General features: G+C 53.2%; 27 protein-coding genes and 2 pseudogenes. 12 read left to right on the top strand and 17 right to left on the bottom strand.

What is annotated here, in order from left to right; translation table 11 throughout:
• Positions 1-13 precede the first annotated feature (13 nt).
• Positions 14-601 carry a hypothetical protein gene (locus tag M2418_RS25515; RefSeq protein WP_259149848.1) on the top strand — a complete coding sequence of 196 codons (588 nt, stop codon included), beginning with the start codon at positions 14-16 and terminating at the stop codon, positions 599-601.
• 490 nt (positions 602-1,091) lie between these two features.
• Here the strand turns inward: M2418_RS25515 and M2418_RS25510 are convergent, their stop codons facing one another.
• Positions 1,092-1,616 carry a sigma-70 family RNA polymerase sigma factor gene (locus tag M2418_RS25510; protein ID WP_259149847.1) on the bottom strand — a complete coding sequence of 175 codons (525 nt, stop codon included), beginning with the start codon at positions 1,614-1,616 and terminating at the stop codon, positions 1,092-1,094.
• Between the two features lie 314 nt (positions 1,617-1,930).
• Here M2418_RS25510 and M2418_RS25505 point away from each other — a divergent pair, with 314 nt between their 5' ends.
• A complete protein-coding gene (locus tag M2418_RS25505; protein WP_259149846.1) occupies positions 1,931-2,131 on the top strand; it encodes a hypothetical protein in 201 nt (66 codons plus the stop codon).
• 389 nt (positions 2,132-2,520) lie between these two features.
• On the opposite strand, the gene M2418_RS25715 is transcribed toward M2418_RS25505, so the two are convergent.
• The 3 genes and pseudogenes from M2418_RS25715 to M2418_RS25490 form a co-directional block, all read right to left on the bottom strand.
• Complete coding sequence (locus M2418_RS25715; RefSeq protein ID WP_310503238.1) at positions 2,521-2,718, bottom strand: hypothetical protein; 198 nt, start codon at positions 2,716-2,718, stop codon at positions 2,521-2,523.
• A gap of 131 nt (positions 2,719-2,849) precedes the next feature.
• Positions 2,850-3,599, bottom strand: a complete 750-nt coding sequence (locus tag M2418_RS25495) for an exonuclease domain-containing protein (protein WP_259149844.1) — start codon at positions 3,597-3,599, stop codon at positions 2,850-2,852.
• Between the two features lie 55 nt (positions 3,600-3,654).
• Positions 3,655-4,416 (bottom strand): annotated as a pseudogene (locus M2418_RS25490) (SDR family NAD(P)-dependent oxidoreductase).
• Positions 4,417-4,614: 198 nt separating this feature from the next.
• On the opposite strand from M2418_RS25490, the gene M2418_RS25485 reads away from it, so the two are divergent.
• On the top strand, positions 4,615-5,406 hold the full coding sequence (locus tag M2418_RS25485) for an alpha/beta hydrolase (RefSeq protein ID WP_259149843.1): 792 nt from the start codon (positions 4,615-4,617) through the stop codon (positions 5,404-5,406).
• 46 nt (positions 5,407-5,452) lie between these two features.
• Here the strand turns inward: M2418_RS25485 and M2418_RS25480 are convergent, their stop codons facing one another.
• Positions 5,453-6,217 (bottom strand): MOSC domain-containing protein, encoded by a 765-nt coding sequence (locus tag M2418_RS25480; protein ID WP_259149842.1) that lies wholly within the window; start codon positions 6,215-6,217, stop codon positions 5,453-5,455.
• 43 nt (positions 6,218-6,260) lie between these two features.
• Complete coding sequence (locus M2418_RS25475) at positions 6,261-7,943, bottom strand: FAD/NAD(P)-binding protein (RefSeq protein ID WP_259149841.1); 1,683 nt, start codon at positions 7,941-7,943, stop codon at positions 6,261-6,263.
• Between the two features lie 408 nt (positions 7,944-8,351).
• Here M2418_RS25475 and M2418_RS25470 point away from each other — a divergent pair, with 408 nt between their 5' ends.
• Positions 8,352-8,483: a DUF4334 domain-containing protein gene (locus M2418_RS25470; RefSeq protein ID WP_259149854.1), complete on the top strand. Its 132-nt coding sequence runs from the start codon at positions 8,352-8,354 to the stop codon at positions 8,481-8,483.
• Positions 8,484-8,511: 28 nt separating this feature from the next.
• Here M2418_RS25470 and M2418_RS25465 read toward each other — a convergent pair whose 3' ends face one another.
• Both M2418_RS25465 and M2418_RS25460 read right to left on the bottom strand, forming a co-directional pair.
• Entirely contained in the window at positions 8,512-8,808 is a 297-nt protein-coding gene (locus tag M2418_RS25465) for a DUF982 domain-containing protein (RefSeq protein WP_259149840.1), read from the bottom strand.
• A 117-nt stretch (positions 8,809-8,925) separates the two neighbouring features.
• On the bottom strand, positions 8,926-9,396 hold the full coding sequence (locus M2418_RS25460) for an Hsp20 family protein (protein WP_259149839.1): 471 nt from the start codon (positions 9,394-9,396) through the stop codon (positions 8,926-8,928).
• Between the two features lie 336 nt (positions 9,397-9,732).
• Here M2418_RS25460 and M2418_RS25455 point away from each other — a divergent pair, with 336 nt between their 5' ends.
• Positions 9,733-10,182 (top strand): PA2169 family four-helix-bundle protein, encoded by a 450-nt coding sequence (locus tag M2418_RS25455; RefSeq protein WP_259149838.1) that lies wholly within the window; start codon positions 9,733-9,735, stop codon positions 10,180-10,182.
• Positions 10,183-10,799: 617 nt separating this feature from the next.
• Here the strand turns inward: M2418_RS25455 and M2418_RS25450 are convergent.
• Positions 10,800-11,096, bottom strand: coding sequence for a DUF982 domain-containing protein (locus tag M2418_RS25450; protein ID WP_259149837.1), 297 nt, complete (start codon positions 11,094-11,096; stop codon positions 10,800-10,802).
• A 779-nt stretch (positions 11,097-11,875) separates the two neighbouring features.
• Between M2418_RS25450 and M2418_RS25440 the strand changes: the two genes are divergently transcribed.
• From M2418_RS25440 to M2418_RS25430, 3 genes are all read left to right on the top strand, one after another.
• A complete protein-coding gene (locus M2418_RS25440; RefSeq protein WP_250984810.1) occupies positions 11,876-12,370 on the top strand; it encodes a cupin domain-containing protein in 495 nt (164 codons plus the stop codon).
• 182 nt (positions 12,371-12,552) lie between these two features.
• Positions 12,553-13,419, top strand: a complete 867-nt coding sequence (locus M2418_RS25435) for a cyclopropane-fatty-acyl-phospholipid synthase family protein (RefSeq protein ID WP_259149836.1) — start codon at positions 12,553-12,555, stop codon at positions 13,417-13,419.
• Positions 13,420-13,541: 122 nt separating this feature from the next.
• Complete coding sequence (locus M2418_RS25430) at positions 13,542-14,525, top strand: quinone oxidoreductase (protein WP_259149835.1); 984 nt, start codon at positions 13,542-13,544, stop codon at positions 14,523-14,525.
• A 404-nt stretch (positions 14,526-14,929) separates the two neighbouring features.
• Here the strand turns inward: M2418_RS25430 and M2418_RS25425 are convergent, their stop codons facing one another.
• Both M2418_RS25425 and M2418_RS25420 read right to left on the bottom strand, forming a co-directional pair.
• A complete protein-coding gene (locus M2418_RS25425; RefSeq protein ID WP_259149834.1) occupies positions 14,930-17,134 on the bottom strand; it encodes an autotransporter domain-containing protein in 2,205 nt (734 codons plus the stop codon).
• Positions 17,135-17,326: 192 nt separating this feature from the next.
• Positions 17,327-18,007 (bottom strand): permease, encoded by a 681-nt coding sequence (locus M2418_RS25420; protein WP_259149853.1) that lies wholly within the window; start codon positions 18,005-18,007, stop codon positions 17,327-17,329.
• A gap of 281 nt (positions 18,008-18,288) precedes the next feature.
• Between M2418_RS25420 and M2418_RS25415 the strand changes: the two genes are divergently transcribed.
• Both M2418_RS25415 and M2418_RS25410 read left to right on the top strand, forming a co-directional pair.
• Positions 18,289-18,687 (top strand): hypothetical protein, encoded by a 399-nt coding sequence (locus M2418_RS25415; RefSeq protein WP_259149833.1) that lies wholly within the window; start codon positions 18,289-18,291, stop codon positions 18,685-18,687.
• A 20-nt stretch (positions 18,688-18,707) separates the two neighbouring features.
• Positions 18,708-19,457 (top strand): CPBP family intramembrane glutamic endopeptidase, encoded by a 750-nt coding sequence (locus tag M2418_RS25410; protein ID WP_259149832.1) that lies wholly within the window; start codon positions 18,708-18,710, stop codon positions 19,455-19,457.
• 176 nt (positions 19,458-19,633) lie between these two features.
• On the opposite strand, the gene M2418_RS25405 is transcribed toward M2418_RS25410, so the two are convergent.
• Positions 19,634-19,984 carry a hypothetical protein gene (locus M2418_RS25405; protein WP_259149831.1) on the bottom strand — a complete coding sequence of 117 codons (351 nt, stop codon included), beginning with the start codon at positions 19,982-19,984 and terminating at the stop codon, positions 19,634-19,636.
• A gap of 440 nt (positions 19,985-20,424) precedes the next feature.
• Here M2418_RS25405 and M2418_RS25400 point away from each other — a divergent pair.
• Together M2418_RS25400 and M2418_RS25395 are read left to right on the top strand one after the other, a co-directional pair.
• Positions 20,425-20,682 (top strand): annotated as a pseudogene (locus M2418_RS25400) (type II toxin-antitoxin system ParD family antitoxin).
• Positions 20,673-20,975: a type II toxin-antitoxin system RelE/ParE family toxin gene (locus tag M2418_RS25395; protein ID WP_259149829.1), complete on the top strand. Its 303-nt coding sequence runs from the start codon at positions 20,673-20,675 to the stop codon at positions 20,973-20,975. The pseudogene M2418_RS25400 and the gene M2418_RS25395 overlap by 10 nt, the downstream one beginning before the upstream one ends.
• Before the next feature lie 375 nt (positions 20,976-21,350).
• Here M2418_RS25395 and M2418_RS25390 read toward each other — a convergent pair whose 3' ends face one another.
• From M2418_RS25390 to M2418_RS25370, 5 genes are all read right to left on the bottom strand, one after another.
• A complete protein-coding gene (locus M2418_RS25390; RefSeq protein WP_259149827.1) occupies positions 21,351-21,857 on the bottom strand; it encodes a DUF992 domain-containing protein in 507 nt (168 codons plus the stop codon).
• Complete coding sequence (locus M2418_RS25385) at positions 21,781-22,200, bottom strand: BON domain-containing protein (protein ID WP_259149825.1); 420 nt, start codon at positions 22,198-22,200, stop codon at positions 21,781-21,783. The genes M2418_RS25390 and M2418_RS25385 overlap by 77 nt, the downstream gene beginning before the upstream one ends.
• 7 nt (positions 22,201-22,207) lie before the next feature.
• Positions 22,208-22,387: a CsbD family protein gene (locus M2418_RS25380; RefSeq protein WP_259149823.1), complete on the bottom strand. Its 180-nt coding sequence runs from the start codon at positions 22,385-22,387 to the stop codon at positions 22,208-22,210.
• A gap of 147 nt (positions 22,388-22,534) precedes the next feature.
• Positions 22,535-24,007 (bottom strand): helix-turn-helix transcriptional regulator, encoded by a 1,473-nt coding sequence (locus M2418_RS25375; RefSeq protein WP_259149822.1) that lies wholly within the window; start codon positions 24,005-24,007, stop codon positions 22,535-22,537.
• A gap of 227 nt (positions 24,008-24,234) precedes the next feature.
• A complete protein-coding gene (locus M2418_RS25370) occupies positions 24,235-24,396 on the bottom strand; it encodes a DUF2256 domain-containing protein (RefSeq protein ID WP_259149821.1) in 162 nt (53 codons plus the stop codon).
• Between the last annotated feature and the right edge of the window lie 131 nt (positions 24,397-24,527).

Raw genomic sequence — 24,527 nt, 5'->3', positions numbered from 1 at the left:
GTCGAGCGTTTTTTTGGCAGACATTAAGGATTTCAGACTAATCATCTCGACGGTTCCGGCACATGTCGTGCTTAAGGTAATTCCGGTCTCCAATATTGCGAGGTACGCCTTGTCCATAATTAACATTCCACTGCCCCTGGACAAGTCGAGCCGCGTTATGTTGATCGAGTTGCTTGACGAGGCAGAGGCATTCCTGTGTCAACTCGTTGTGTCCGGCGAGGATAGTCTGGGTGTGCGGTTATTCGCGTCCAACCTGTATGATGCTATGATCAATGCATGGCGTGGGGATCCAGCTGTCCCTGGTAGTAGCGCCCAAGAGAGATTTCGCGCCGCGCGCTTAAAGGTCGCATCTACGAGCGATGCGGCTTTAATCGCAGCCGGACTAAGTGGAATTCAGTTGCAAGCCGAGCTATTCGCGTTGATGAAACGCGCTGACGACTACAACGAGTTCGGGGGAAGACAGCATCTGGCAAAAGTCGTCCGTCATCTGGATGGATTGTTGAAATCGGCAGGGCTTGAGAATGTAATGGGTAAAGTGCGGGACTATCTCTGGGCTTCGCTTTTTGACAGTAGTCGTCCTAACCGACGAATGTATCACTAGCTCGCGCCATCTGCGTTGCTCTTTCATGAGTGAATGAGCGCTGACGAACCTTGATCTCGTCGTTTGGCAGTGGCCTGATGCAGGCAACCACGTTTTGCCCGAAGCCATTTCGTTGAACGTTCTTAGTGGCTAACTGGACCGTAGGACAAAAATCCCAAAGGCTGGTCCACCGAATTGGCCCGATTCCGTATGCCTATTTCACTTCACCCAGATGCTTAACGAAATCGTCAAGGCCATTTGTTCTCAACGAGCGTGTGCACGTGCATTTGCTCCTCAGCATTAGTCGCTCTCTATCAGAGCAGGACATCCGCAGTCTTATATCAGTCGTGATAACAAATGTCGCAAACACGCTGAATACGTTCAGGCACGGACAATTTCCAGTCTCCGGGCATTCGGTGGATGTTGAGAATATGGCCACCGCTCTAACAGACTAAGGCGCTGGATTAAAAAAATGAATAGAGATGTGCCAGATGAGGCGGGAAATACATACTCAGTAGAGATCTCGCTTTAAGGTCTCTCGAGCTCTGTTTACGCGGCTTTTTATCGTGCCGATCTTACAGCCACAAATCTCGGCTGCGGCGGCATAGCTTGTCCCTTCCGCAACGAGCATCAGGGCCTGTCGTTGCCTTACGTCCAGATCCCGGATCGCGAGCATTACCTGATCATGTTCTAATTTCCATTCTTGTTCTGGTGTCGTTGTCATGCATTGATGAACCGATAGTGGGAGACCCACGTGTTCCCGCTTTGCGACTTTGTAGCGACTGCAAAAGCTATTTCGTAGAATGGTAAAAAGCCAGGATTTGAGCGACGTACCGGGAGTGAAAAGATGCGCGGACCGAAGCGCCCGGAAAATTGCTTCCTGTACCAAATCTTCAGCGTCTTGGTCCGTTCGCACAAACCGGCGGGCGAACACCAGAAGTATAGTGGTGAATCCCGCGATCTGGTCCTTGAGTAAACTGATCTCGTTTTCGTTCGAAACCCTCAGCGTAGCGCCGATTATTTTAGGATTACTCATCTTGGCTTCCTCACATGGGATAGGAATGCCTTTACGTGTCTATGGTTGCCGTACGGCACCGTACGGTGAGAAGTCTCGGGGTCAGCCCTGTAAAGAAAACAGCTTCTGTGCTGGTGACCAAAAACCGGTAAACTTTTGCTTTCGTTTGCAGTTGGGGGCTGGCAGCTGTCATGCATGTTCATTCTGTTTCCGTCGTCCTGGTCACTGAAAAGGCGGGTTACCTGGTTAGGACCCGCGATCATCTCAGGAGGGTACGAAGAAAATCAGGAACAACGTCAAACGATCAGAGTTAGGGGGGAGTGGAGGAAGTACACATGACGAAAAAAGACAATATTGAGCAGATTCATCAGGACAGCAAACCGCAGTTTGCCCGTGGTAAAAAATCATCCAGAAACAACGGAGTGTCTAGCGCCAAACCCCGAGTTATCACGGGGTCAGACGATGCGACCGTAAATAAGGCGCCGCCTGGGGCCAAAAAGCCCAGCAAGGACTGGGATATAAATTACGATCCGTAACGCGTGTGGAAAGTTTTTGGGTTGTTTGCGTATAAAATCGGAATTCGATATTCCACAAGCCCCACAGTGTCACGTCATGAGCGGAAAATAACCGTACTTAACGGACCAGCAAGATACTGCGAGGTGGTAATACGGTAAAACTGGACCTTGGCATTGCGGGAAAACCGTCCTGTGGGGACCATTTCTGCATGTCCCGCGCGCTCAGACTGGAAATTAAGCGCTTTTGTGCGCCACCTGAACGTCTAATAAATCTCAGTTGGTCACAGCAAAGGCGACACCCGCGCAAGATGACGATGTCCGTTTACTTTCGCTTTCATCATCTGCGTTGGCGCGCAATGTCACTGAGGTGGTTACTAATCCTCTGTTCATACTCCCCTGCTAGCTCCGCGCTATTTTGAAATCGCAGAAAACCATGCCGCGTAAGGTGTTTTTCTGACAAGCTGCCTATTGAAATCCGGTTCCTCGGCGTTCCACCACACAGGACCGCGCTCGCCCAGCGCCACCTTCGCAATGTCGACACGGCTGCGTGCAGCAGCCAGACGGTCAGGATCACCCTTAGCCTGCCGAACCGCACGACGCGCTGACATTAACTGTTTGACCAAATGTCGTCTCGTCTGCTCATCGAGAAATGGGTTACTTGCTCGCCACAAACGTCCGCGCACGACAAAGTATCTTCCATCCGGCGTGTGGGGATATTTTGATGAAGGCGAGTGCTCGTTCATAACAAAGTTCGCTGCACTGGTTCCGATACCACGGGAGGCTGCAGTTCGCTTCTTCGCGTAAGCTCTGTCTGAGCACTGAAACGCACATCGACATCTCTGTCGTGGAGGAATTCAGCCAGCGTTTCGAGACTTAGACGGTCCCACCTCTTGCCTCGGTCACTACCGGTAGGCACCCGTGGCAAAAGCCCAGGTTCATTGCTCCACGCTAGCAACTGTTCGAGCGATGTGGCGTTCAATTGGTCTCGCAGGTGATGAGCCGTGACATAGGCGTCCGGCATGGCCCGGTGCGCCGGAAGTCCAAGCTCGTGGATAAGGCCCTGAGGCATACGTTGGTAGCGCAGCATCTGATTGGAGAATCGTGGGAGTTCCGGCCAAATTCGGAGCGCGCATTTCCATGTGCAGATCCAGGGCAGGCCACCGGTCATGCGCGGCGTGCAATATCTCTGTTCGAAGGTCGCGCGATGCGCAGCTAAAGCATCAATTTTACCGTCAGGACGCAGTATCGATCGCGCTATTTCTTTCCAGTAGGGCGCATCGGCAACCTCACGGTCGAGAATGTGATGAACAGCCATCGTATCAGGAGATATAGGCCTACCCGGATTGACCAACTGCGATCCACGTTCGCTCGACACGACCCAGCCATTGGCGCTGTCGAAAACCACGTCCTGCCAGCCGATCTCGCACACATCGCTTTGGCCGTTTCCTGCCGTCTCAAGATCAATCACGCGAACTCGAAATGTTGACATCGCACTGTTCCTGCAGATCAGCCTGACCACTGAACCATCTTATGAAGCGTTTGGATTATTGAGGCGGCTGGCCATTTGAGGCCGACATGCCACCATCTACGGGTAAGTTCACTCCAGTCACAAATCTCGCGTCCTCGCTTGCAAGAAAGGCGATGACCCCGGCCACATCCTCCGGCTTTCCTGGCCCATACAACGCGAACCGCTCATTAAATCTGGCGAGAAGCTTTTCATCACCCATCATATCCTGGGTCATTCCAGTGCTTGTGAAGCTCGGGCAAACTGCGTTTATCCTCACGCCGTCCTTGCCATGATCCATCGCCATTGCTCGCGTCAGGTTCGTGACACCGCCTTTGGCTGCGTTGTAGGCAGCCATGCCCTAGTCACCACCTGTCCCGGAAACCGAACTGACATTCACTATCGAACCCTTTGACAATTTGAGATGTGGCATGGCCGAACGCGACGCGAAGAAGACACCATCGAGATCAGTGGCCATCACATTGCGCCAGTCATCAGTAGAGAGCGTCTCGACGTCGCCCTCGGCGACCACGCCTGCATTGTTCACAAGAATATCTATGCGGCCAAACTTCTCTTTGGTTCCCGCAACAAATGCAGCTACTTCAGCTTCATTCGATACGTCTGCTTCAACGATCAACACCTGATCGGGCGAATATCGCTTCGCCACCTCTTCCAACTTTGACATGGTGCGGCCAACGAGTGTGACTTGGCCCCCCTCACTCAGAAATCTCTCTGCTGTTGCCTTGCCAATTCCGGATCCAGCTCCGGTGACGATGATAACCTTATCGTGGAAGCGCTGCATGAAATTCTCCCGACATGTGTGATGACTTCTCGTCCGATAACGATGGTCTAAATCGAATGTTCCGAACACCATCAGGCCTGCGTCGTCGTGCCAACTAAAATAAGCGATATGTAATCACGCAGTTGTTAGCCATGGTAACGGCGGAACAGGGGAACAAAGGCAAGTCAGACTGGTTTCGATAGTTCCACGGGACCGTTTATGATGTCATCACTCGCCGTATTCACCTTCGTCACTTGCATGGTCTTTTCAGTCGGTTTCTTGGGGGTGGGTTCATCCAACGCAAGCGCGTTGGAGCGTCCCGGACGAGTTGCAGTTCACGGCCAAGTTCCCCAGCCAACCGCTTTTCGAACCCATGAGCTTTTCACTGCACAGATCGCTCAAAGCCCGGCCAACGCACAGAAAAGCCGACACTTGGTTATCTTTTTCCATGGCATCAGAGGAGGGGGGAGTCAGTTTACCACGATCGGAAAATCGTGGGAAAAGACCTTGGCGAATACGAGCTTCGTGTATCCCGATGCGCCCTTCGCTCACAGATCGGGTGGGAGGCAGTGGTTCGTAGTGGATGACCAAGTTATGCGTCCCGATCGCATCCAGGGAGCGCGACAGGCATTTGACGAACTGGTATCGGAGATCGTGAGAAGAGAAGGTTTCGAAGGTAACCTTCGTAACGTTGCTTTCGTGGGTGTGTCGCAAGGCGCAATCATGGCTTTGGACGCAGTCGCCAGTGGGAGATGGAAAGTAGGCGCCGTCGTTAGTTTTGCCGGCATGCTGCCTTTAGCAATCTCTGTCAGTAACGACACACGCGTTCTGTTGATCCATGGTCGCGCCGACAAGACTATTCCGTCGGCTGCCTCGGTAGCTGCCGGCACGCAGTTGAAGGCTGCTGGGTTTGATGTGACAGTGACATTGCTTCCTGATGTTGGTCACACGATCTCCTCATCCGGAGCGCAGAAGGCGTCTATGTTTCTTCAGAACTATTTCAATCGCTAACCCGACCACAAAGCCCACGTCCATCAGTCGTGGCAATGAGTTGAGGTCAGTTGATGGGCTTTTCGTTCAGAGACTTAATTTGCAGGTTGACTGCTGCTCCCAACTCGATCGATCCTGATATCATCACGTCGCAATAGACACCGAGTGTCCTGCGATTTTTTCGGACGATATTGCGCAATATTTCTGGTTCTTCCTCAAGACCGGGCTGGCCAATGAAGGTCATTCCACAACGTTTCGTGGGCTCTGAGACGTTCAATGTGGTGGGACCAATACTCAACTTCGCGCCGAGCCAATTTGTCTCTGCAAAGCTTGCTTCGCAATCTGTTTCAATCAAGATATTTGGCCGAAAGCGCCGTGGATCGTTAGCACTTTCTGGAGCTGTTTTTACAATCTCACAAAGCGAGGCAGTGGTCAGCAGGTGTAGGGGTGCTAGATCGTATCGATTACTTACCTGTTGAAGCGAAACATTTTGTGCGTTTGGTTCATCGTACTGGCCTACAGCCACGTCAAATCCGAAATGATCCCTCAAGTATGGCAGCAACCCTGGTTCATTGACGTCCATTCGACGCCCGTCGGGAAAGCAAATCTGGGTAATGTCATTATCGCAGGTGCGGCTGCTCAAGAACAGGGCAGGGCGCCACCGGCTGTCCTTCTCGGGCGCCGCCACAGCCCCTGAGCGAGCATCGAACAGAGCATACTGACGGTCTCCGCAAATCCCTGAGCCATTCACCTCCGCCCGACGACACCGTTCCCCGCCGATTGAACTGATCGGGTAGCGCCAAATCTCTTTTACTATTCCGATTTTTTTCATTACCAGCCAACGCTTGACGAATTCAGCTGTTCCACAGCCTCTGTTATGCCATGCGAAGTATGGGCGGCTGATCCACCGCAATGTCCGCCAATATGGCGTTTGCTGCCGTTTTTCCCAGTTCCGCTGCACTTGTAATGCCCTGAACGAAGGGACGCTTGTGCAAGAGGAATGGGATTGCCACACAGTAGAGTCGATTTGAAAGTGCAGTTGCTCCCCGTGGTCGGTACGCCTCGTCGATCTCGATGCCACCTGTCTTTTTAAAGTTGGCACTATCGCCATCCATGAAACGACGTGCTGGCTCAGGCGTGTTTGCCGCCTGGATTCCGCGTTGCTTTAACAGTGTGGGGAAAGGCAGTTCACGAACAGACAAACTGCTTTGTCCGGTCGCGTCGATGAAACTGCTGAACTGTTGTTCTCTATCGCCTGTCCGGATCCGTGCTCCGCGTTCGAGCCCCTCGGTCTCAATGTCATAGTCCGATCCGAGCTTAATAATGTCTAATCGGCCAGCGTTACGCAGTGCCAAAAGCCGACGAATAGAAAGATGTGGAACCGTCGCATACTGATCGATAAAAATACCCTTGAATGACCGGTTAAAACGCGTGAGATCGGTTGTGTCGAGGTGTGGTATGGCTTTCTCTATAATCTCATGCGTAATGAGAATGGCGTATCGCCAGGGAATGGTGAACTGCAGCTCGAAATTAAGGTGCGCTTCCGCAAGGTTTGCCGCCGCCCATACGAATGGATCGGTGTCTGAACGCCGCCCATAGTAAGCGTCCGCAAATGTGTCAACCGACAGGTGACTAAGACCGATTTCAGCGGAATAATCAGGGTCAGCTGCCAACAACTCTCGCTGGAACAGATCAAACACCCGATCCAGCAGGCCCTGAGAACCGATATTGACTTCGTTTTGGATGGCTTCATACGTACAAATTTGTGGTTCTATATAGGGAAGTGGGCAGTAGAAGTCAGCTTCGGGCAATAAGCCCTTCCGGGACATCATTGTTGCGTGAAAGTCCTGGTGTCCTGCACTTGTTACGTACTGCAATGTTCCTCCGTCGTCACACACGAATGAACCACAAGAGGTCGCAACTGTTAGAAGTGCATCGATACCGCTGAGCGATGTACCAAGAATGCCAAGTCTGCCATCGCCGATCTCTTGCAGTTCTGTAGCGGGCCACGGCGACGCAAAATATCCGGGTTTGACCTGAGTGTTTTCAGGCCAGTTGTGACCCGTGGCCATAACGACATGGTCGAACACGGCGTCAAAATCCCCGTCGAAGCTGGAGACTTTAACACGGATATCGGTTGTACCGAGCTCAATGTCGGTAACCCTATGGCCGGGATAAACCTCCACGCGATGGCGGTTGATTTTTCCAACGGAGAGGATCGCCTGAAATTGATCGTAAAAATAGTCTCCGATCACTAAACGCGGATAAAATTCGCGATCATTTATTGATGATCGGTTTATGTTGAATGTGCTCAGATAGTCGTTGGACTGACGGTTAAGCCAATCCACGAGCGTTTCCATCAACGGCGGTATCTCGATGCTGGGAATATTTGACAACATAACCGGATCGTTTGCCCCCGGCAGGTAGGGTGTTCCCTTGCCCGCAACAAGTTCGGCATCAAACACGCTGATTATCAGCGGGACTGGAGAGGCAACCAGCGTCTTGAGTGTAAAAATTCCGGTTGGGCCTGAACCGATGATGCAAATTCTGGTATTCATGCATTTACTCCACATCGCCCACTGCGGCGGCAGTGTGTAATGGTAACGGTCGCTATTGTGTTCCGCTAACAAGCTCTGTGTACGTTGACGGACTAAGCCATGCATTAAGTTAGACACCATCGTGTCGAAGCCCGCAGATTTCTCAAGTTAGTGCCCGTTTGGTCTACATGAGTTACGCCGTATGGTTTTCGCGGCCTTGGTGCGGTCGAAAAGAGAGGTTTCGGCCCGTGCTGCTTACCACTTAGCTCTATTTTCTGAGAGCCAAGCAGATGTTTTGAGGGCCAAGCTGTTAGCCTTGGCTCAGGGCGACTGATCCGGGGAAGCTCAAGAAAATTGGACGAGGCCATTTTTCCCCGCTATCCACCATCTGGCTACAGATAGGCAAATAAAGGCGTGACAAGCGCTGCGATGATCTACCACAGACGGCCCATCATCGATCATTTTTGCAAATTCGATGACGGACGCATAATGGGAGCAATGGTCGTTAACGGCGACGACCGCTTTTATTTCTTCGAGCTGGAGTGCGGTGAAGAAGTGTGATCCCCGCAATGCACTGGTCATAATCCGCTCAACGAATATGGGGGTCGCTGTTGCGCTTTTTACTCTGCGCCACCAGACTGTCAACGTCCGGCGCAAGGAGATCTTGTCGTTCGGCAAAGGCCACAAAAACGGCTCGTGCGGTCTGGGCATCGATTTCCCCCTTGATCGCAGTCTTGCACGCTTTGAGCGCTAGCTCGCGCTCAAGATCCGCAGGGTTTCGCCAATCCAAGAGTATCTGGTAGGCATGCATGACCGATCTGACTTTTGTTGGCATGCCTAGACCCAAAAGAATGGTAACGGGTTCCTCGAACATATCGGGTTTCATCAGCTTTTCCTTTCCATCTGCCCCGATTGTGTCTGTATGAGAGATGAATGCGGGAAGCGTGGTCCGCTTCCCGCTTATGCTCAAGTTCTTACAAGCCGCGTCTTCATGTCGGGCGCCTTATGCGACCTGTCGTTCCGCTTCGATTTGTAGCGGGGCTGCCTGATTACCAGCCGGGCCGATCGTGATTTTGCGCGGTTTCAGGGCCTCGGGAATCTCTCGCCGCAATGCAATGCGTAGAAGTCCATTCACCAAAGAGGCTTCTTCTACCTTCACATGGTCGGCAAGTTCAAAACGGCGCTCAAACGGACGACCGGCAATGCCGCGATGGAGATATTCGCCGTCTCTGTCCTCGGCCCTTTGGCCTTTTACAACCAGTACGTTGCGCTCCTGCATGATGTCGAGATCGGCTTCGCCGAAGCCCGCGACCGCCATTTCGATACGGTAATCGTCGTCACTCGTTTTGACGATGTCATAAGGAGGCCAAGGGTCAACTGCCTGTAGACGCTGAGCGTTGGTCAACAGATTGAACACGCGGTCGAAACCGACGCTGGAGCGATAGAGAGGTGCAAAATCGAGTTCGGTTCTCATAGCCAAATCCTCCTTGAAGCGAGATGGAATGGGGACGCGGAAACTCGCGTCCCCGGTTCTGTCAGCCCCTGTCGGCGACTGACGAGAATGATCTAATTTTGGGAAAAACAGTTTCAAGATTTTCGTCAAAATTTTTTTCGTGGCGTTGAAGATGCCCGCATTCCGGCGATGGGCCCGACATCGCGTGGCTTACACACGCTGGACGTTCAATGGACCCGGGCAAACGTGACATACTATCAAATTCACCGCGTCCGGTTGCGTACCGTTAAAGCCTGACTGGGAACAAGACGAGCCAGTCGACGTTTTCGAGGTCCCATAACAACAGGAGCCCTGAAAATGGTTACACTGGTTGGCAACGAAGGCAATATTGAAAAGCTCGTCAAAGACCTTCTCTATTTGGAGCATGATGCAATCGCCGCATACGATTCCTGCATCGAGCGGCTGGATGACAAAGCACTCAGTGCGAAAATCGCTGAGTTTAAACAGGACCATCTCCAGCATGTTTCCGTCTTGAACGACATGGCTCGAGAGCTCGGCATCGAAGCCCCGACCGAAGGCGACATGAAACAGATGCTTACGACAGGCAAGATCGCACTTGCGGACCTGATTGGCGACTCAGCTATCCTGAAAGCCATGAAGACGAATGAAGATGGTACCGTGACTGCTTACGAGCGAGCATCGCGTCACGAGGATGCGGTTCCCCAGTCGAAGGCATTTTTCATGAAGGCTCACGAAGATGAGGCCCGACATCGTGCCTGGATGGAAACGACGGCCAGCGCCATGTGATGTGATCTTGAATATCCGTTTCGACATCCTCATCTAAGGATAACCTCCCGAACAAACTCAGCCTGCAGCGATCGACGGTCGCGCTTGTGCTGTTGACGGGATGGCGAGGGCGCTCCCCGTAAGCGGGTCGAGCGCCCTCATTTCTATCCCCTGCCAGGAGGGTGTACCAACAGCTGGATTCTTTTATGCATCGATATGCAGAGAATGTTTTAGAAGGAAACGCTGTGGCATATTTCGTAGATGACTAGCGTCATCGACCAAGTGCGTGAAATAGCGGAATTTTACTCGCATCAGACGATATTTACCCGCTTTGTCCCACCTCGGCATCCCACCGATGTGCCAGAGTTGTGGAAACCTATTACGAGAATGGCACGAGAGCCTCAATCCTGGCATTATACATTGCCGCTTCCAGCAGCTTTACTTTGCTGAACCGCTTCCCCTTGTGGCCATAATGGACCACAAGATGTCCATCGCCGTCCTTGTGCGCGAAATCAACACTTTGGGTGTGCGTGATATTATAGCATGTGGCCTGTTTGGGGCGAGGGGCGTTTCTCCTGCATGCTATATCCGTGACTGCCATACGATAAAGCCCCGCCATTCGGCGGGGCCATTTCGGGTCAGGCGCTTGCCCGGATACTGGCATCATCGATGCCTCGGGGGGCGGTCATTACCAGCGGCATGCCAGCCTCAAGGCATGCGGAAATGAAAGCCTCGCGGGCAACCTCGACTGGCGCGAACCAGGAGAGTGCTGCGCGACACTTGTCTACCGCTTTCTTATAGCGTTCGCCGCGCCGCAGGGGCCACTCATTTTCAAGATAGTCCAGCGCGTCATAGACACTTAGAAATGTTCTTTCGAGCCCGCACTGCAGACGGACACGAACAGGTGAACGAAATAACACGTCTTGGCTGTCCATTTCATACCTCCAATCTAAACAACCAGATCTAGAAGCGAAAATGATATTGGGATGGACGCGACATCGTTCAAGACTAGGCGAATATTTTTGGGGCCGATTAAGCCCTAACGAGCGAGCTATGTCTGCTCAATATCGTTTTCGGTAAAGTCTCGGTAAAGTCATTGACCTTGAGCCGCAGCGGCAAATGATATTCCGTCGCCACCGCACACACAGACCAATCGGACATGTTTGATCGGACCAGTTCAGTAAAAACTCTGGAAATGGCCTTCCAGTGACCGGGAGCCTTCCATGATCGGCTCACGTTTTAGCAGAGGCACATGATAATGCTCGACCCGGTTGTTCAAAGCCATCGGGATCGGAGTTCGAAGTGCGTCATGAACTGTCGCCGGGCTGCTCGATAAGAGAACGTGTCAGTGATCATCCGCTTCCAGTACGATACCCTGCTTTTTTCAGTAGGTGCGTCACCGATGTCCTAGCAGCTTAAGTGGTGCGGCGGTCATGGACGATCTCGTCTAGCACATACCCATCTTGATCGCCGCCCCGCCATGGCCAGTGTTTCCGTCCAACAATTGTGATGACGATCTCGTCGAGTTGCCAAAGATCGTTACCACTGGGAGTTTTGCGCCGAAGGCGCATATAATACGGGTTCCCTCTACTCCTGTGCATGCCCATGTTACAATTGCAACCTGTGGTGCGGTGACTGTAACCAGTGAGCAATGCGGGGTCTGCAAACAGGGTCTCCTGATACGCAGGCATAATCTACACAGAGGTCAATCCGCATGAACATCAATGCTACGCCCAGAACAAGAACTCCTCTCAATGAGTGGTGGGAGGTCACCCCCGGAGAAAACTTTACAGTCCGTGCGTCCGTCGAGGACACGGGCGGTTTCTGCACCATCATCGAAATGACTGTCGAGCCACGTAACGCTGTGCCGGTTCACACTCATGCCAACGAGGAAGAACACTTCATCGTTCTAGAGGGCACTTTTCAGATGGTGAATGGTAACGAGAGCGTGACGCTAACACCTGGCGATTCTGTAACTGTAAAGAGGGGCACTCCCCACAGCTGGGCTAATCTCTCCGACGCGCTGGTGAGGGTTTTGATTATCTTCACTCCAGGCGAAATGGAGGAAACTTTCAGATTGATCGGTTTCAGTGACGGCGGCAATCTGGCCGAAATCGCGGAAATGGCCAAGAATGGCGGCTCGGTGATGGTTGGTCCTCCACCGTTTGAAAATGTCTACTCTGTCATGTCTCCCCGGCCGAAATTCTGAGTCCGGGAACTCTCTCGCTCAAGACCGCCCGCAACCGCAGCGATGCAACCAAGCAGCAAGAACCGTCACAAGAGGCTCAACGCCGTCTGGAGGATGAAACAGTGCTGCTGGTCGCCTCGAGTGGGGCTTACGTCGTGCAAGACGCATTCTCCGAGCCGGAGAAGCAACGTGAGGTAAAAGAGATGTCCGATACGTTTATGCCGAAGATCCAAGAGCTCGCCAAGTCTGCGAGAATGCTGTCGCTTGTTGGCGCCTCAATCAGACTGCGATCCGACGCTTCAGTCATGTCGGCAATTCGTGAGCAGATCGAACTTGGTGCGCGGATGGCCTTGGGTGACGGTTTGGATGAAGCCAATGAAGAGCAGGCATCCGTGGCCCTGACGATGGTCGAAATGGCACTGAGTGAGGCTGGCGAACTTTTTCGCAATCCGGACCGAGGTTCGAACTGGGAAATTACGGATGCGGCGGCAATGCAGGCTATGGGGCGTTCGTCCAAAAGCGCCTTCATACGTATGAAATCAATTGCCGAAATGTATCCAGCAATGCGTGAAACGTTTAGCGGCACATTTCTGGATGTTGGCACCGGGGTCGCAGGCATCGCCCTCGAGGCAGCCAGGTCCTGCCCTGAAATCAAGGTTGAAGGGATTGACATCTGGGAGCCGGCACTGGAACTAGCTAGGAAAAACATCGCCGAAAGCGGTTACTCGGACCGCGTGAGTGCGCGCAATCTTGATGTTTCTGCATTAGACGAGCAGGACAGGTATTCGCTAGTCTGGTTGCCGACGATGTTTTTGAAACGTCCGATCGTCGAGGCAGCGTTTGACAGGATTGTACGCGCTTCGGTTCACAATGCCTATCTCGTCGCGGGGATATATACCCAGCCAGCAGATCCATTTCTGGCGCTCATGGCAAATCTAAGAACGCTCCGAAGCGGAGGTGAAATCACCGACCCTCTTGAAATCAAAACGATGATGGAAGCGCGAGGATATGTCGAAGTCGAATTGAGCGTGACGCCGATTGCAACCTTTGTTTTCGGACGGCTACCCTGACGCATTGCAGGGAGGTGTGTGGCAGCCTCGTGGCATCAGTGGACACGGGGCATACCACGTGCGCCCGGTGTGCTAAGTAGATACTGATCTCCCCTCGAAGGAATCCCTCAAGGAGTTGCCTGATGAAAGCTATCGTAGCGATCCGCCCTGGCGGTACCGAAGTGATGGAAATGGTCGACCTGCCAGAGCCTGTAGCAGGCCCTGGCCAAGTGGTCGTTGAGGTTGCGGCTGCCGGTGTCAATTTCTCGGACATCGGCGTGCGCCGCGGGATTATTGGGCACGATATCCAGTTCCCGCACACACTGGGCGTCGAGGGGGCAGGCCGTGTTATCGAGATCGGTGGGGGTACGTGTGATTTTGTGATTGGCCAACGTGTCGCCTGGGCCTATGGACCGGGCAGTTATGCCGAGCGCGTTGCAATCTCCGCCGACGCACTTGTCCCCGTGCCTGACGAAATAGACGATCAGCAAGCCGCAGCAATCATGATGCAGGGGCTGACCGCCAGCCACTTCGCCACCGATTTCTATCCTATCCAGCCTGGCGACATTGCGCTGGTTCATGCCGCAGCCGGCGGGCTCGGTCAGTTACTCACCCGGATTATCAAGCTGCGAGGGGGGGCGGTCATCGGACGCGTCTCCAAGGCCTCCAAGGTCGATGCCGCACGTGCCGCCGGTGCGGACTATGTCGTTGTCGATGATGGAAGCAATTTCGCCGACGAAGTCATCCGTGTCATTGGAGGAGAGGGCGTTCATGTCGTTTATGATGGATCGGGTCCAGCGACTTTTACGGGCTCGGTCGCAGCGCTGCGTAGATCCGGAACCTTTTGTTGGTACGGTCCGGTTCTGGGTCGTCCAGCGCCGGTCGATCTGATGCTCCTTCCCAAGAGTATCAAGATCGGTTTTGCTGTCTTCTTCGATCACATCTATACACCGGTATTGTTGCGTCGACACGCTGCACAGCTGTTCGACTGGTTGAGCGCAGGGGATGTCAGCATTGATGTCAGCACCGGCTACCCAATCTCCGATGCAGCGCGTGCCCATGCCGCCATGGAAGATCGCTCCACCACAGGAAAGCTGCTACTTATTCCGGAACGGGTGAATGGCTAGGCGTGCAAGTAACTGCAGAGTTCACTCCGAGAACTGCGTGTTACGGTTCAGGACAGTACCGACACAACCCAAGAAAAATGAGCGGTGAGCGTAAAACGCTGCATTGATTTCAACAGGTCGTGTACCCAAATGATTGGACTGCGGGTCTTTGGGTGTACCCAAAAGTGTACAAAAGGACGCGGTTTTGGACCTCCGCTGAACAGACGTAATAGTGGACGGGGAAGGCAAATGAGTTTCCCGTCGTCTTCAGCCCAGGCAAGGATTAGCGCGGCTGCGGCACATGTTGCCAGCAAAGAGAATATGGTTCTTGTCAGAGCAGGCTGCTGTTGATCGCTCAGCGAGGAAGCGGGCAAGAACAGGTTTTGTTGTCGGTCAACGTCCCCGACGCTACTAGCAGGAAAAACTCAAAACCTCCACGCCGCCTTGAATGAGACGGCATGATTCAGGTAATCTTTGCGCCAACCAGCGTCATATCGAAGTGACACATCCATCCCGTTGTCGAGATTGTAATTAAAACCCAAACCTGCCTTGGCAAGCCAAGTACCGTGGTCGATACCGGTTGCCAAGAAGCTCTGGCCTGGTGTCCCTGAATACGCCGCCATCAGGCTTCCGCGATCGTTGATTGCATCATAGCTAGCTCCAACGAGAGCTTCGATTTCCGCATTGGGGCTCAGCGTGTGCACGAGGCGCCCATCCAATCCAAAAGTCAGTGCATCGACAGTGCTTGCATTGACGTCGAGGTTCAAGGCTCCGGCACCTTGTTCAGTATAGGACTGACTTCTAAGTCGGGTGTAATCTGCACGGAATGTCGGAATGAATGATCTGTCCTGACCGAGTGCAATGACCTTGGATAAATCAGCGCCCAGATGAACGTTCCAGCTATTGTAATCAGCACTTGCAAGTCTATCGAGCCCTCCAAAATTGAGAGCGCGCGTGCTTTCGTTGTGGTTCCAACCCGCGTCGATCTGGAAACCTAGCGTCATGTCATTGATTGGATGCCTGCCGTAGGCGGCAATGACGTGGCTGTCGATGTCGGCTTGCGTTTTTGCGCCGCTCAGATAAGTGCTCCCGTCGACACGGCTGTTTGCGTAGGCATAAGCCACACCGATCAGAGTACCTTCGATGTCGTCTTCAACGCCCGCCGCTATACCCCAGGTGTCAGCATTGTAGCCTGATGCATTGTTATCCGTATCATTCTGATTAGCACGGGAACCCAGCGGCTTGATCCACAAGTTTCGCCCAGTGGTCAGGTCAGCGGCCGGTACGCCATTGCGGCCTGGGGCAAACCGGGCAGCAATGGTCGAGTTGACAATTCCTAATGCGCCTAGGGTTGCGTCAGCGCCGGCGTTAAAGGGCAGGGTCTGCGCCGCAGCGCGGGCGACGCTGCTTTCATCTGGCAGGCGACCGAGTGCTGTAACGACGTCGGCCATATCTCCTGTCGGGGCCCCCTGGACTTGAGTGTCGAGAACGCTGGCTGCACCGAGTGCAGGGTACAAGCGATTGTTGAGTACCGAGCTGTAAACGGTAGTCCCGATACCACTTGTGCTGACATTGAGGTCGACACTGTTGGAGTTGATGGTGGGTGTGAAATCAAAAAGTGCAGAATTGTCCGTAACGGTGAAGCCGGAAGCATTGAGAGTCCCTGCGGTAACGACACCCGTCAGCGAGAGGTTGTTGGCCAATACCGGGCTTCCGATAACATCGACCGCAAGGTTGCTATTGTTGAAGGTTGCGACACCGTTGACATTCAGCTTGCCGTAATTCGAGCTGCCTGCAACCCCAAGTGTGAGAAACTGGCTACCACTTTGGAGGTAACTGTCCAGCGTTAATGTGCCAGCGGTGACCGTTGTATCGCCACTCCACGCGTTGCCGCCGGCAATAGTGAGCGTCCCCGTACCCAGCTTGGTCAGTCCACCTGTGCCTATAAGAATGTCGGGGGTCTGCATTCCGACGTTAAAGCCATTGGTATCGAAGAAAGCACCATTTAACTGAATGGCGATATCACCATAGGCAAAATTGGGTAAGAATTCGGCCTCGCTACGTGTGGCCTGCAAAATGCCGCCATCCCATTGCAGCAATCCGGTACCAGCGCCTTTCATGATGTAAGGTGTTGACAATACACCACGCGCGCCTGATGTACCACTGAGGGTGAGCTGAGCGTAACTGGTAGAGACTACTGCGAGATCGGTTCCGTCACGGGCAAGTACTCTGGCGCCATCGTCTACCATGACGAAGGCTTCCCCATTCCACCCTATCGTAAGATAGCCGTTGCTTGTCCAGACCGCATCGGAGCCGGTAACAAATACCTCGCCATGCGCCAAAGCGCTGTCACCGATATACGCATCAGTGTTGGTAAATTGTCCACCATTGATATTGAGCTGGCCAAAACCTGTGTCACCAACTATCAGGTAGCCTGCGGCGTCAAATTGGATACCGGCAGGCACATTCAGCGCCAAGCCTCCATCAATGATTTCATCCGCTGATGCAGCACATGCAATGACGGAAACGCTGGCGGTCAGAAGAGCCGTGGCAACTAAACAACGTGAGTTATTCCCGTCGCCAGATTTTGTTCCGCTAACATTCAAAATCGTTGGATATTTGCGAGCCATAATCTCCCCCCAGAGCTATTGGTTCTCAAGCTAATACACGTAAGGGATGTATTGCGCAAATTTCGCTCAGATTGTCCTGTGGATGACGATACGCAGAGTTGTGATCAGCGTCCTGTGATGGCGCAATGTCCCGGAAATCGTGGATGAACGCCGCCGGTTGATAGCCGGTGCGAGGTCAGCCAGCTCGGCAGATCATCCCGCTTGTGGTGCGATGTTTTTGGCATCAAGAGTGATGAGCAGTGCAATAACGAATGCCGCTACTGTGGCGAACAAAAACGCTCCGACGAGAAATCCGGTCGCACGGAGGATACCTATGCTCAGGTCGCGCATGAACCAGCGCATCTGTGCTTGTGCATACCAGGTCAATGCCACCAATACTACAAAGATCCCTGCGAGCGTGCCCTGGCCTTGTGGCATGCTGAGAAAATCCAAACCTAAGATCAGGACGAGGGCGAATGGAGCCGCGACATAGCACTGGCTGAAAAAGGGCGGGCGGAGTGAATCGCGCGTTATACTGACCCTCTTCGCTCGCAGCAGGGCCACGGCCATGCACAGAGGATAAATCCCGAATATTACCCCCCGTGCTATCAGAAGGTTTGATCCGGACCCGAGTTCGCGAACCGCCTCAGTCGGATCATAGACCGAAGGGAGCGAAGCGGACAGTCCTTGTGAGAGAAGCAGGGTGATCAGCAGGAAAAGTGGTGGGCTAAGGGTGTCCTGATACTGGTCTTCCGGCTTATCTGTTAGTTCGATGTCAGCGTAGCGCATCATGCTAAGAGGTCGAACCACCGAGCGCCACATTGTCACAGGATAGAATATCAGCCAAGAGACCAGTTCGTAGAGCAGCTCTTCGAGCGACTTCAGCATTTTCATGAAGTCCAAGTGCCAGTCCTTCCCGTTCGATTTCCGTCTGTAGGTCTGTTTCATAGCAGGCCCTGAGCGCCACGTCATCGCATCGAAGGCGAGCCTGAAGTTTTACACATTGCGGCCCTATCGATATTGTCTTTCCACTCTGGGTGTTGAGGACTATGGTGCGCGTGTGAAGCCGCTCGGAATGGCACTCCAGCTGTATTCACGAAGATCCGAGCAACGCTATCAGGGTGCGATACTCTGACAAAATGGTTGATCCTGTATCGGACAAGAGGAGCCAGTCAATGAAGATCATTAGGAGCGTGATTTTAGGCGTTACCATGCTGGCATCCGTGCCCGCGATCGCCGACGACATCCGGCGCGAGACAGTCCGCTTCGCCCCCGGTTCGTCGAGTTCGACCATCAAGGCGTCCGTAAAAGGTTATCAGAGTATCCAGTATACGTTGTCTGTCACTGCCGGCCAGAAGATGAGCGTCCAGCTCGATTCCCCGAATGCCAGCCTGTATTTCAACGTCACGGCTCCGGGTGCCGCTGCCGCGATGTACAACAGCTCAATAGATGGTAACGAAACAAGCATCACCATCCCGTCTAGCGGCAAGTACCTTATCGACGTCTATCTGATGCGCAACGCGGCCCGGCGCAATGAGACTGCAAACTACGATCTCACCCTCTACGTCGAGTAGTCAGGTGCCGAGACCCTGAGATGATTTCATCGGATGTCGATCTTTCATTTTATAACGGCAAGCCCGTGGAGATCAATGGAACGGGCTGGCTCGCTCTCATCGCATCTTTGACGATCGCCTTTTTGGCACTCACCTTTATTCCGCTTCGCACCTTTCCGTACAATTTCGTTCCGGCGCTCGTCTTCGTCGGCATCCCGATCCTGGCGCTCAGCAAGGTGGCCGGGTCGCAATGGAAATGCCTATTCCGTGCTGTCAACTTTCGATCCTTGGCGCTGATGGCTTTGTTTGGAGTAACGACGCTGGTCGGGTCCATGGCGGTAGGTTGGATCTTGCAACAGTTTGTCGTACTCCACTCAAATCCGGTGGCAGATCAGCTCGCCGCGATGTCTGCCTCCGAAATCGGCGCCACGTTTATTGTTACCGGCATCCAGTTGGTAGGGGAAGAGCTTTTCGGAGTACTGTCTTTCCTCGCCATTCTTTGGTTTTGCGTACAAGTTCTGTACTTTTCGCGAAGGTCGGGAATCCTTATAGCGCTTATCATTTCCGCTTTGCTCTTCGGCGCGGCACATTTGCCAACATATGACTGGCACTGGGCGCAGTCATTGATCGGGATCGGCTTCGCCCGCGTGATCTTGACGCTCGCTTACATAGTCACGAGAAACCTCTGGGTCTCGGCGGGTGCCCATATTATCAACGACTGGACGGGATTCGTCTTGATGTTTGAATTTGGCCACGTCTCTCAACTCGGTGGAGTGAACGCCTTCCCTTGATGTCAGTGTCGAGCCATTCGCCGTGCTTGTGGGTGAAACGAGCGCTTTGGGTGGCCATTATTTTGTAGCGTGGCGGCATGTTGGAGGGTGGGCGGGCCCTTATCCAGAATGCTATAACGCGCGTGGATCTCGCTCCATGTCATATCATTGGTGAAGGGGTCGCACATTGATGCCTCCTATCTTGCTTTATGCCCGCTCAATATCGGTTTCGTAAAGTCATCACCTTTGAAAAGCAGCGGCAAACGATATTCCTTTGCCACCGCGTAAACGAAGCAATCGCCCATGTTCAGCCGTGCAGGACTGGCGACAACCTTGCCATATTCTCTAGCCGCTGCGATCGACTTGACGTGGATCGACGCGTTCATGCTCATCTCTTTGAGGTTGAGGGTTTCGAGCAAAAAGGCGACGTCCACCTGTGTGTCATACACACACTGGGGAATAGTTACGTCACCGAGATGGTGATAGTGTTTGATGATCCGAACATCCCACCAGATATCATTGATGCGGCAATTGAAAATTGTCGCCATTGTCGGCTCTAGGGAAGTGACTTTTAATAGCTTAAGGCCATTTTTATCATGGCTCCCAATTAGGACCTTCAAGACTCAGGTCATCATCCACGATGCACCCCATGTACTTGCCATTTGGACATCTCGCTTTGAACGCGTCGTCCTCTGACGAGCGTTGTATGGGTAAAATGCTAAGAACAAGTGAGCATAATAAAGAGACGAGACTTACAGCGAATACATGTTGTCTTAGCCAATTCGGCGGGGAATTACGTCGCATCGAGAGCCCAAAACCATTCCAAGCAAGGTGAATGACAACTATCCCATGCCCGCATGGACAGCGTGTGGATAGACTGCACCCGTCGCAGGTTCCAAGCACACGTCCCTTCAAAATGCAATCAAACGATCTTGCGAGTTTGACAAGCTTTGCCATCAGAAAGAATCTTGATGGCTTTAAGGAGATTATGCTTGCGATGATGAATGTGTCTCTGCCGGATCCAAGGAAGTAATGGGTTGAAGCACAGGCCAGGACAGGTCGATATTCGAACGTCAGTGATTACGTAAGAGACCTAATCCGTAAAGATCAGACACACACGGACAATATTGCCGCGATGCAGCGCATTGACGACGAGGGGCTCGCGAGTTGCGTCGGGCGCCGTTCAGCAGATGAATTGTTTGCTGCAGCCACAGCCCGACGGGAAAACAGCCGCGTTTGCTCTTAGTACCGGTTTGCTTTTCGACCCAAGCTGAAGAAGGTATTGTTTCGATTGCAGAGGAAGGCATCCGCATTTTCGGAGCGCTAGTTGCCAAACGATATCATGATGAGCTTTTTGTCTTACTCGAACTCATCGCCGCAAACCCAAGAATTGCATGTGAACGCAATGAGATTTCTCCGACCGTCAAAATACATTCGTTCAAGGCGTACCTAGTAGTTTACCGCATTGACGAGGTAGGCAAGATTTTCGTGATCCGCATCCGACACTCCCACGAGGAATGGGCAGGAGGTTCAAGCTAGTTAATTCGTTCTCCGACGTCACCAAGTGCTGATCGTGAGTTGGGTCCCGTGTAAACGCAGAACACCGCAGGGCAGCATCGGTTCAATCCGGTTCAGGGCGCGAGAAGCAGGCTTCTATTCTTCGTAAGGTCCGGTACCGAAATAGGTGCTGTCAGTTTTTGTCGGTGTAGACTGCTGAGATTGAGGGCGGCCGGATAAGAACTGATCCTCCCCTTAGCCTCCTGCGAAGAATTAGTGCACGCCTAGAGGCGATAAAAGACGCGGCGCGGAGATGGCTATATCAGCCACCAACCACACCGCCCAAATTCATGAACGCGACATACTTGCTGTGCAAACGTTCATTCTGCCACTTTCATACGTGTATGGATCGACGAATTAGCCACCACGCTTCAGTTGAAGGTGCGATATACCAGCCGCAACATTAACACCGGTGCTAACTTCGGCGCTGATTGGCTGCAGCGCGAAATTCTTGGCATTACCGCCGATAAGCGCGTTCGCACCGACGCCCACACCGACGGATGCACCGGCAGACGCGCCAACATAGTCACCGCTCAAGGCACCATCGCCAACGCGGCTTGCCGCCGTGTTCAACACGATCCAGCTCATATAGGTCTTGCCTGTCACGCCGATGTCGAGACCAATCTTGCCGATTTTGCCCGAATAGCGTTCTGTCTTGCCGGAGCGTTGACGGAACTCACAGTCGATGGTTTTGCTAGACCCAAGAACAAGGCCGACGCCGCCAGCGATTTCGCAGGACAAGGTCCCGACGCGTTCCTTTTGCGTGGTCTCCGTCACCCGCTTGGCGCTATGCTTTGTTTCCGCGAATGCGAAAGGCGTGACCGCAAGGGTGGCAATTGTGGTTGCGAGAATGATTTTCTTCATTATCTGTCATTCCTGTTGTTGTCGCAAAATGGATGCGTCGGGTAGAGCGGTCCGTGTCGTTACAAACGCGCTGCCGGATCGCCAGGTCGGCGATGATCGGTCGCGACGCGAAACATTCTGCGATGATGACTGCACGTTCTAGGGCAGCGAGCGTTTCAACCTCGCCCGAGAGCACAATGCGGCCCTCTGCAGATGTGACGGAGATTGAGCTGTTTTCCTGCCCGTCCGCATAGGCGATGATCGCTTGCAGTGCGGCGCACAGGCTCACATCCTGTGGGTAGCAGCCTGCCAGCTTGTGTGGTTGACATGCAAGCATCGTGGTAAACCCTCCTGCCTTGAACATTTGTGGTTCACTTGAATGCTTTTTTGACGGTGTCTTTTGTCTTGCCCAGCTTCTCCTGAGCTTCGCCAGCCAGTTTTTCGGCTTTGCCTTCAGCCTGAAGCTTGTCGTTGCCGGTTATCCTGCCAGCTGCCTCCTTGATCGCGCCCTTGGTCTGACGGGCAAAGCCTTCGATACGGTTATTGTCCATAATGAACTCCTTCCATCGTGTAGTGGGTGCCGTTTTTGGTAACGGCATAATGGAAGGGTAGTCTGTAAAAAGCGCGCCTTGCAGAGCATTATCTACTAGTTGGCCAGGTACAAATTGACCTATTTTCGGTCTAGCGACGGGTATTTTTTACCGGCGACCGGTAAAGCCGCGTTCTTTGGCCCATATCACAGCTGCTGTGCGACGGTTCACACCGATCTTGCCATAAAGCGAGGCGATATGGTTGCGGATGGTGTGCTTGGAGATGTTAAGCCGGTCGCTCATTTCCTTGTCGCTGCAGCCATCGCAGATGAGAGACAATATTTGCTCTTCGCGGTCGGTAAGATCCTTGAGAGAAGCAGAGGATGTTGCCCCACGCGAAGTCTGCCTTAGCCCAGCCAGCCGCTCCACCACAGTACGGCTGAACCAGGATGTATCAGTCATCACGCTCTCGATCGCCTCGATCAGCTCATTTTCGGAACGACGTCGTTCCGTCACGTCCTGTATCGCCCAGATGATGCACAGCTGGTCATTGATCTCCACCCGTTCAGCCGAGACAACGCATTCAGCGGTGCCGCCATCTGGAAGGCTCATTGTCATGTTTTCGTTGCGGACAGGGATATTGTCCTTCAGCCGCTTTTCAATGTCGCGCCGCGCCGCAACATCGCTCCACAGTTTCAGTTCACTTGCCGTTTTGCCGACAACTTCGGCTTCCTTGCGCCCGCAAAGCATAAGAAAGGCGTCTTTGATTTCCGTCAGAACGAAATCGTCCAGCCTCGATATCGCTGTGGGGGCAGGAGAGAGGCGGAAAGATTTAAAAAAACGCTCCTCGCTCTGGCGTAGCGCATTTTGCGCTTTTCGACGTCCGTCCAGATCTGCAAACGTAAAGAGCATGCAGGGCTCTTCAGCAACGGCAATGGGTTCTCCAGCCACGATGACCAGTCTGTCGCCACCTGGAATGGGAATAAGCGCCTCCCGATGGCGGATGATGCGACCTTCATGCAGGCGATTCAATGCGTCTTCGCCTGTGTCGCATCCGGAAAATAACCCGAGTTCCTCGACGGTTATGCCGATGATGTCTTCCCGGCTAAAACCGGTCATTTCCAGAAAGCCCTGGTTAACACGAATAAAGCGCTCATCCTCCAGTCTGCAGATAAGCCCGGGTGCGGGATTGGCATTAAACGCACTTTCGAACCGTGCTTCCGCCTCAAAACGCGGTGTCTCGTCGCGAATGATCAACACCAGCACGTCAGGTTCAGCGCCTGCATCTTCAAGAACCAGTCCTCGTACGGTGTGGACCCAACATTCCGTTTCATCATCGCTCGGCGATATTTCCACCGTCACGTCTTCGAATGTTTCGCCCGCAAGCAGCCGCTCAAGTGGATATTGGCCTTCATCAAGCAGGTGGTTGTTGCGATAGCGAAGTGTGAAATTTCGTCTGTAGCTTGCAGTGTCTGCACCAAGTTCGGACACCGCTTCTACGCGGTGCATCTCAAGCGCCGCGCTGTTGGCCCATGCTACTGTTCCGTCATTTTCCAGCAATATCAGACCGTCGCTCAGGCCTGCTATCAGATTTTGCAAAACCACGCGGTTTATCTTTGGAACGTTCGAGCCTTTGTCCATGTCACCCCCGAGGTCAGATACAACTTGTCTCTCATAACGCGGACCGCCGCCAAGCGTTGCAAATGTGACACTGTGAACGTCGGCGTATCCGGTACTCGCTGTCACAGGAATAAATCGCTGCCGCTCTGATAAACTCTAGCTAAGTCATTCTTTGATGAACGGGTGATCGACACCGCTCAAACAGCTTATCGTTCACAGCGTTATCCTTTGTGGTAGGTTCAAACCTCTCAAGCAGTGCCAAGTGGTTCAGCCTTCGTTCTGCGGCAGCGCTCAGAACAGAACTTGACCTCGTTCCACGTCTTCGCCCACTTGCGCCGCCAGACAAACGGCCGCCCGCAGGCTGCACACGTCTTGGACGGCAGGTCCGCCTTCTTGACCATCTTCGCCATCAGTACACGCCCTCACGATGCAAGTACTCGCGGGTTGTCAAACGCGTTCACCTGCATCCAGCTTCTGCAGGAAAGATGCGGCGCTATCGCGATATGCCACTCTTTTTTGATGATCCATGCGATGCCAAGAG

The organism is Rhizobium sp. BIGb0125 (genome assembly GCF_024810055.1).
GTDB lineage: Bacteria > Pseudomonadota > Alphaproteobacteria > Rhizobiales > Rhizobiaceae > Agrobacterium.
This window is presented reverse-complemented; position numbering and strand designations above follow the sequence as displayed.

Excerpts from the sequence above, each read along its gene's own strand:
- M2418_RS25460 (WP_259149839.1), bottom strand. The coding sequence starts at position 9,396 with ATGAGAACCGAACTCGATTTTGCACCTCTCTATCGCTCCAGCGTCGGT.
- M2418_RS25715 (WP_310503238.1), bottom strand. The coding sequence starts at position 2,718 with ATGTCAGCGCGTCGTGCGGTTCGGCAGGCTAAGGGTGATCCTGACCGT.
- M2418_RS25485 (WP_259149843.1), top strand. The coding sequence starts at position 4,615 with ATGATGTCATCACTCGCCGTATTCACCTTCGTCACTTGCATGGTCTTT.
- M2418_RS25380 (WP_259149823.1), bottom strand. The coding sequence starts at position 22,387 with ATGGACAATAACCGTATCGAAGGCTTTGCCCGTCAGACCAAGGGCGCG.
- M2418_RS25470 (WP_259149854.1), top strand. The coding sequence starts at position 8,352 with ATGATCTACCACAGACGGCCCATCATCGATCATTTTTGCAAATTCGAT.
- M2418_RS25495 (WP_259149844.1), bottom strand. The coding sequence starts at position 3,599 with ATGTCAACATTTCGAGTTCGCGTGATTGATCTTGAGACGGCAGGAAAC.
- M2418_RS25440 (WP_250984810.1), top strand. The coding sequence starts at position 11,876 with ATGAACATCAATGCTACGCCCAGAACAAGAACTCCTCTCAATGAGTGG.
- M2418_RS25435 (WP_259149836.1), top strand. The coding sequence starts at position 12,553 with ATGTCCGATACGTTTATGCCGAAGATCCAAGAGCTCGCCAAGTCTGCG.
- M2418_RS25430 (WP_259149835.1), top strand. The coding sequence starts at position 13,542 with ATGAAAGCTATCGTAGCGATCCGCCCTGGCGGTACCGAAGTGATGGAA.
- M2418_RS25375 (WP_259149822.1), bottom strand. The coding sequence starts at position 24,007 with ATGGACAAAGGCTCGAACGTTCCAAAGATAAACCGCGTGGTTTTGCAA.
- M2418_RS25480 (WP_259149842.1), bottom strand. The coding sequence starts at position 6,217 with ATGAAAAAAATCGGAATAGTAAAAGAGATTTGGCGCTACCCGATCAGT.
- M2418_RS25455 (WP_259149838.1), top strand. The coding sequence starts at position 9,733 with ATGGTTACACTGGTTGGCAACGAAGGCAATATTGAAAAGCTCGTCAAA.
- M2418_RS25415 (WP_259149833.1), top strand. The coding sequence starts at position 18,289 with ATGAAGATCATTAGGAGCGTGATTTTAGGCGTTACCATGCTGGCATCC.
- M2418_RS25505 (WP_259149846.1), top strand. The coding sequence starts at position 1,931 with ATGACGAAAAAAGACAATATTGAGCAGATTCATCAGGACAGCAAACCG.
- M2418_RS25405 (WP_259149831.1), bottom strand. The coding sequence starts at position 19,984 with ATGGCGACAATTTTCAATTGCCGCATCAATGATATCTGGTGGGATGTT.
- M2418_RS25370 (WP_259149821.1), bottom strand. The coding sequence starts at position 24,396 with ATGGCGAAGATGGTCAAGAAGGCGGACCTGCCGTCCAAGACGTGTGCA.
- M2418_RS25410 (WP_259149832.1), top strand. The coding sequence starts at position 18,708 with ATGATTTCATCGGATGTCGATCTTTCATTTTATAACGGCAAGCCCGTG.
- M2418_RS25450 (WP_259149837.1), bottom strand. The coding sequence starts at position 11,096 with ATGGACAGCCAAGACGTGTTATTTCGTTCACCTGTTCGTGTCCGTCTG.
- M2418_RS25510 (WP_259149847.1), bottom strand. The coding sequence starts at position 1,616 with ATGAGTAATCCTAAAATAATCGGCGCTACGCTGAGGGTTTCGAACGAA.
- M2418_RS25425 (WP_259149834.1), bottom strand. The coding sequence starts at position 17,134 with ATGGCTCGCAAATATCCAACGATTTTGAATGTTAGCGGAACAAAATCT.
- M2418_RS25385 (WP_259149825.1), bottom strand. The coding sequence starts at position 22,200 with ATGTTCAAGGCAGGAGGGTTTACCACGATGCTTGCATGTCAACCACAC.
- M2418_RS25390 (WP_259149827.1), bottom strand. The coding sequence starts at position 21,857 with ATGAAGAAAATCATTCTCGCAACCACAATTGCCACCCTTGCGGTCACG.
- M2418_RS25475 (WP_259149841.1), bottom strand. The coding sequence starts at position 7,943 with ATGAATACCAGAATTTGCATCATCGGTTCAGGCCCAACCGGAATTTTT.
- M2418_RS25420 (WP_259149853.1), bottom strand. The coding sequence starts at position 18,007 with ATGAAAATGCTGAAGTCGCTCGAAGAGCTGCTCTACGAACTGGTCTCT.
- M2418_RS25465 (WP_259149840.1), bottom strand. The coding sequence starts at position 8,808 with ATGAAACCCGATATGTTCGAGGAACCCGTTACCATTCTTTTGGGTCTA.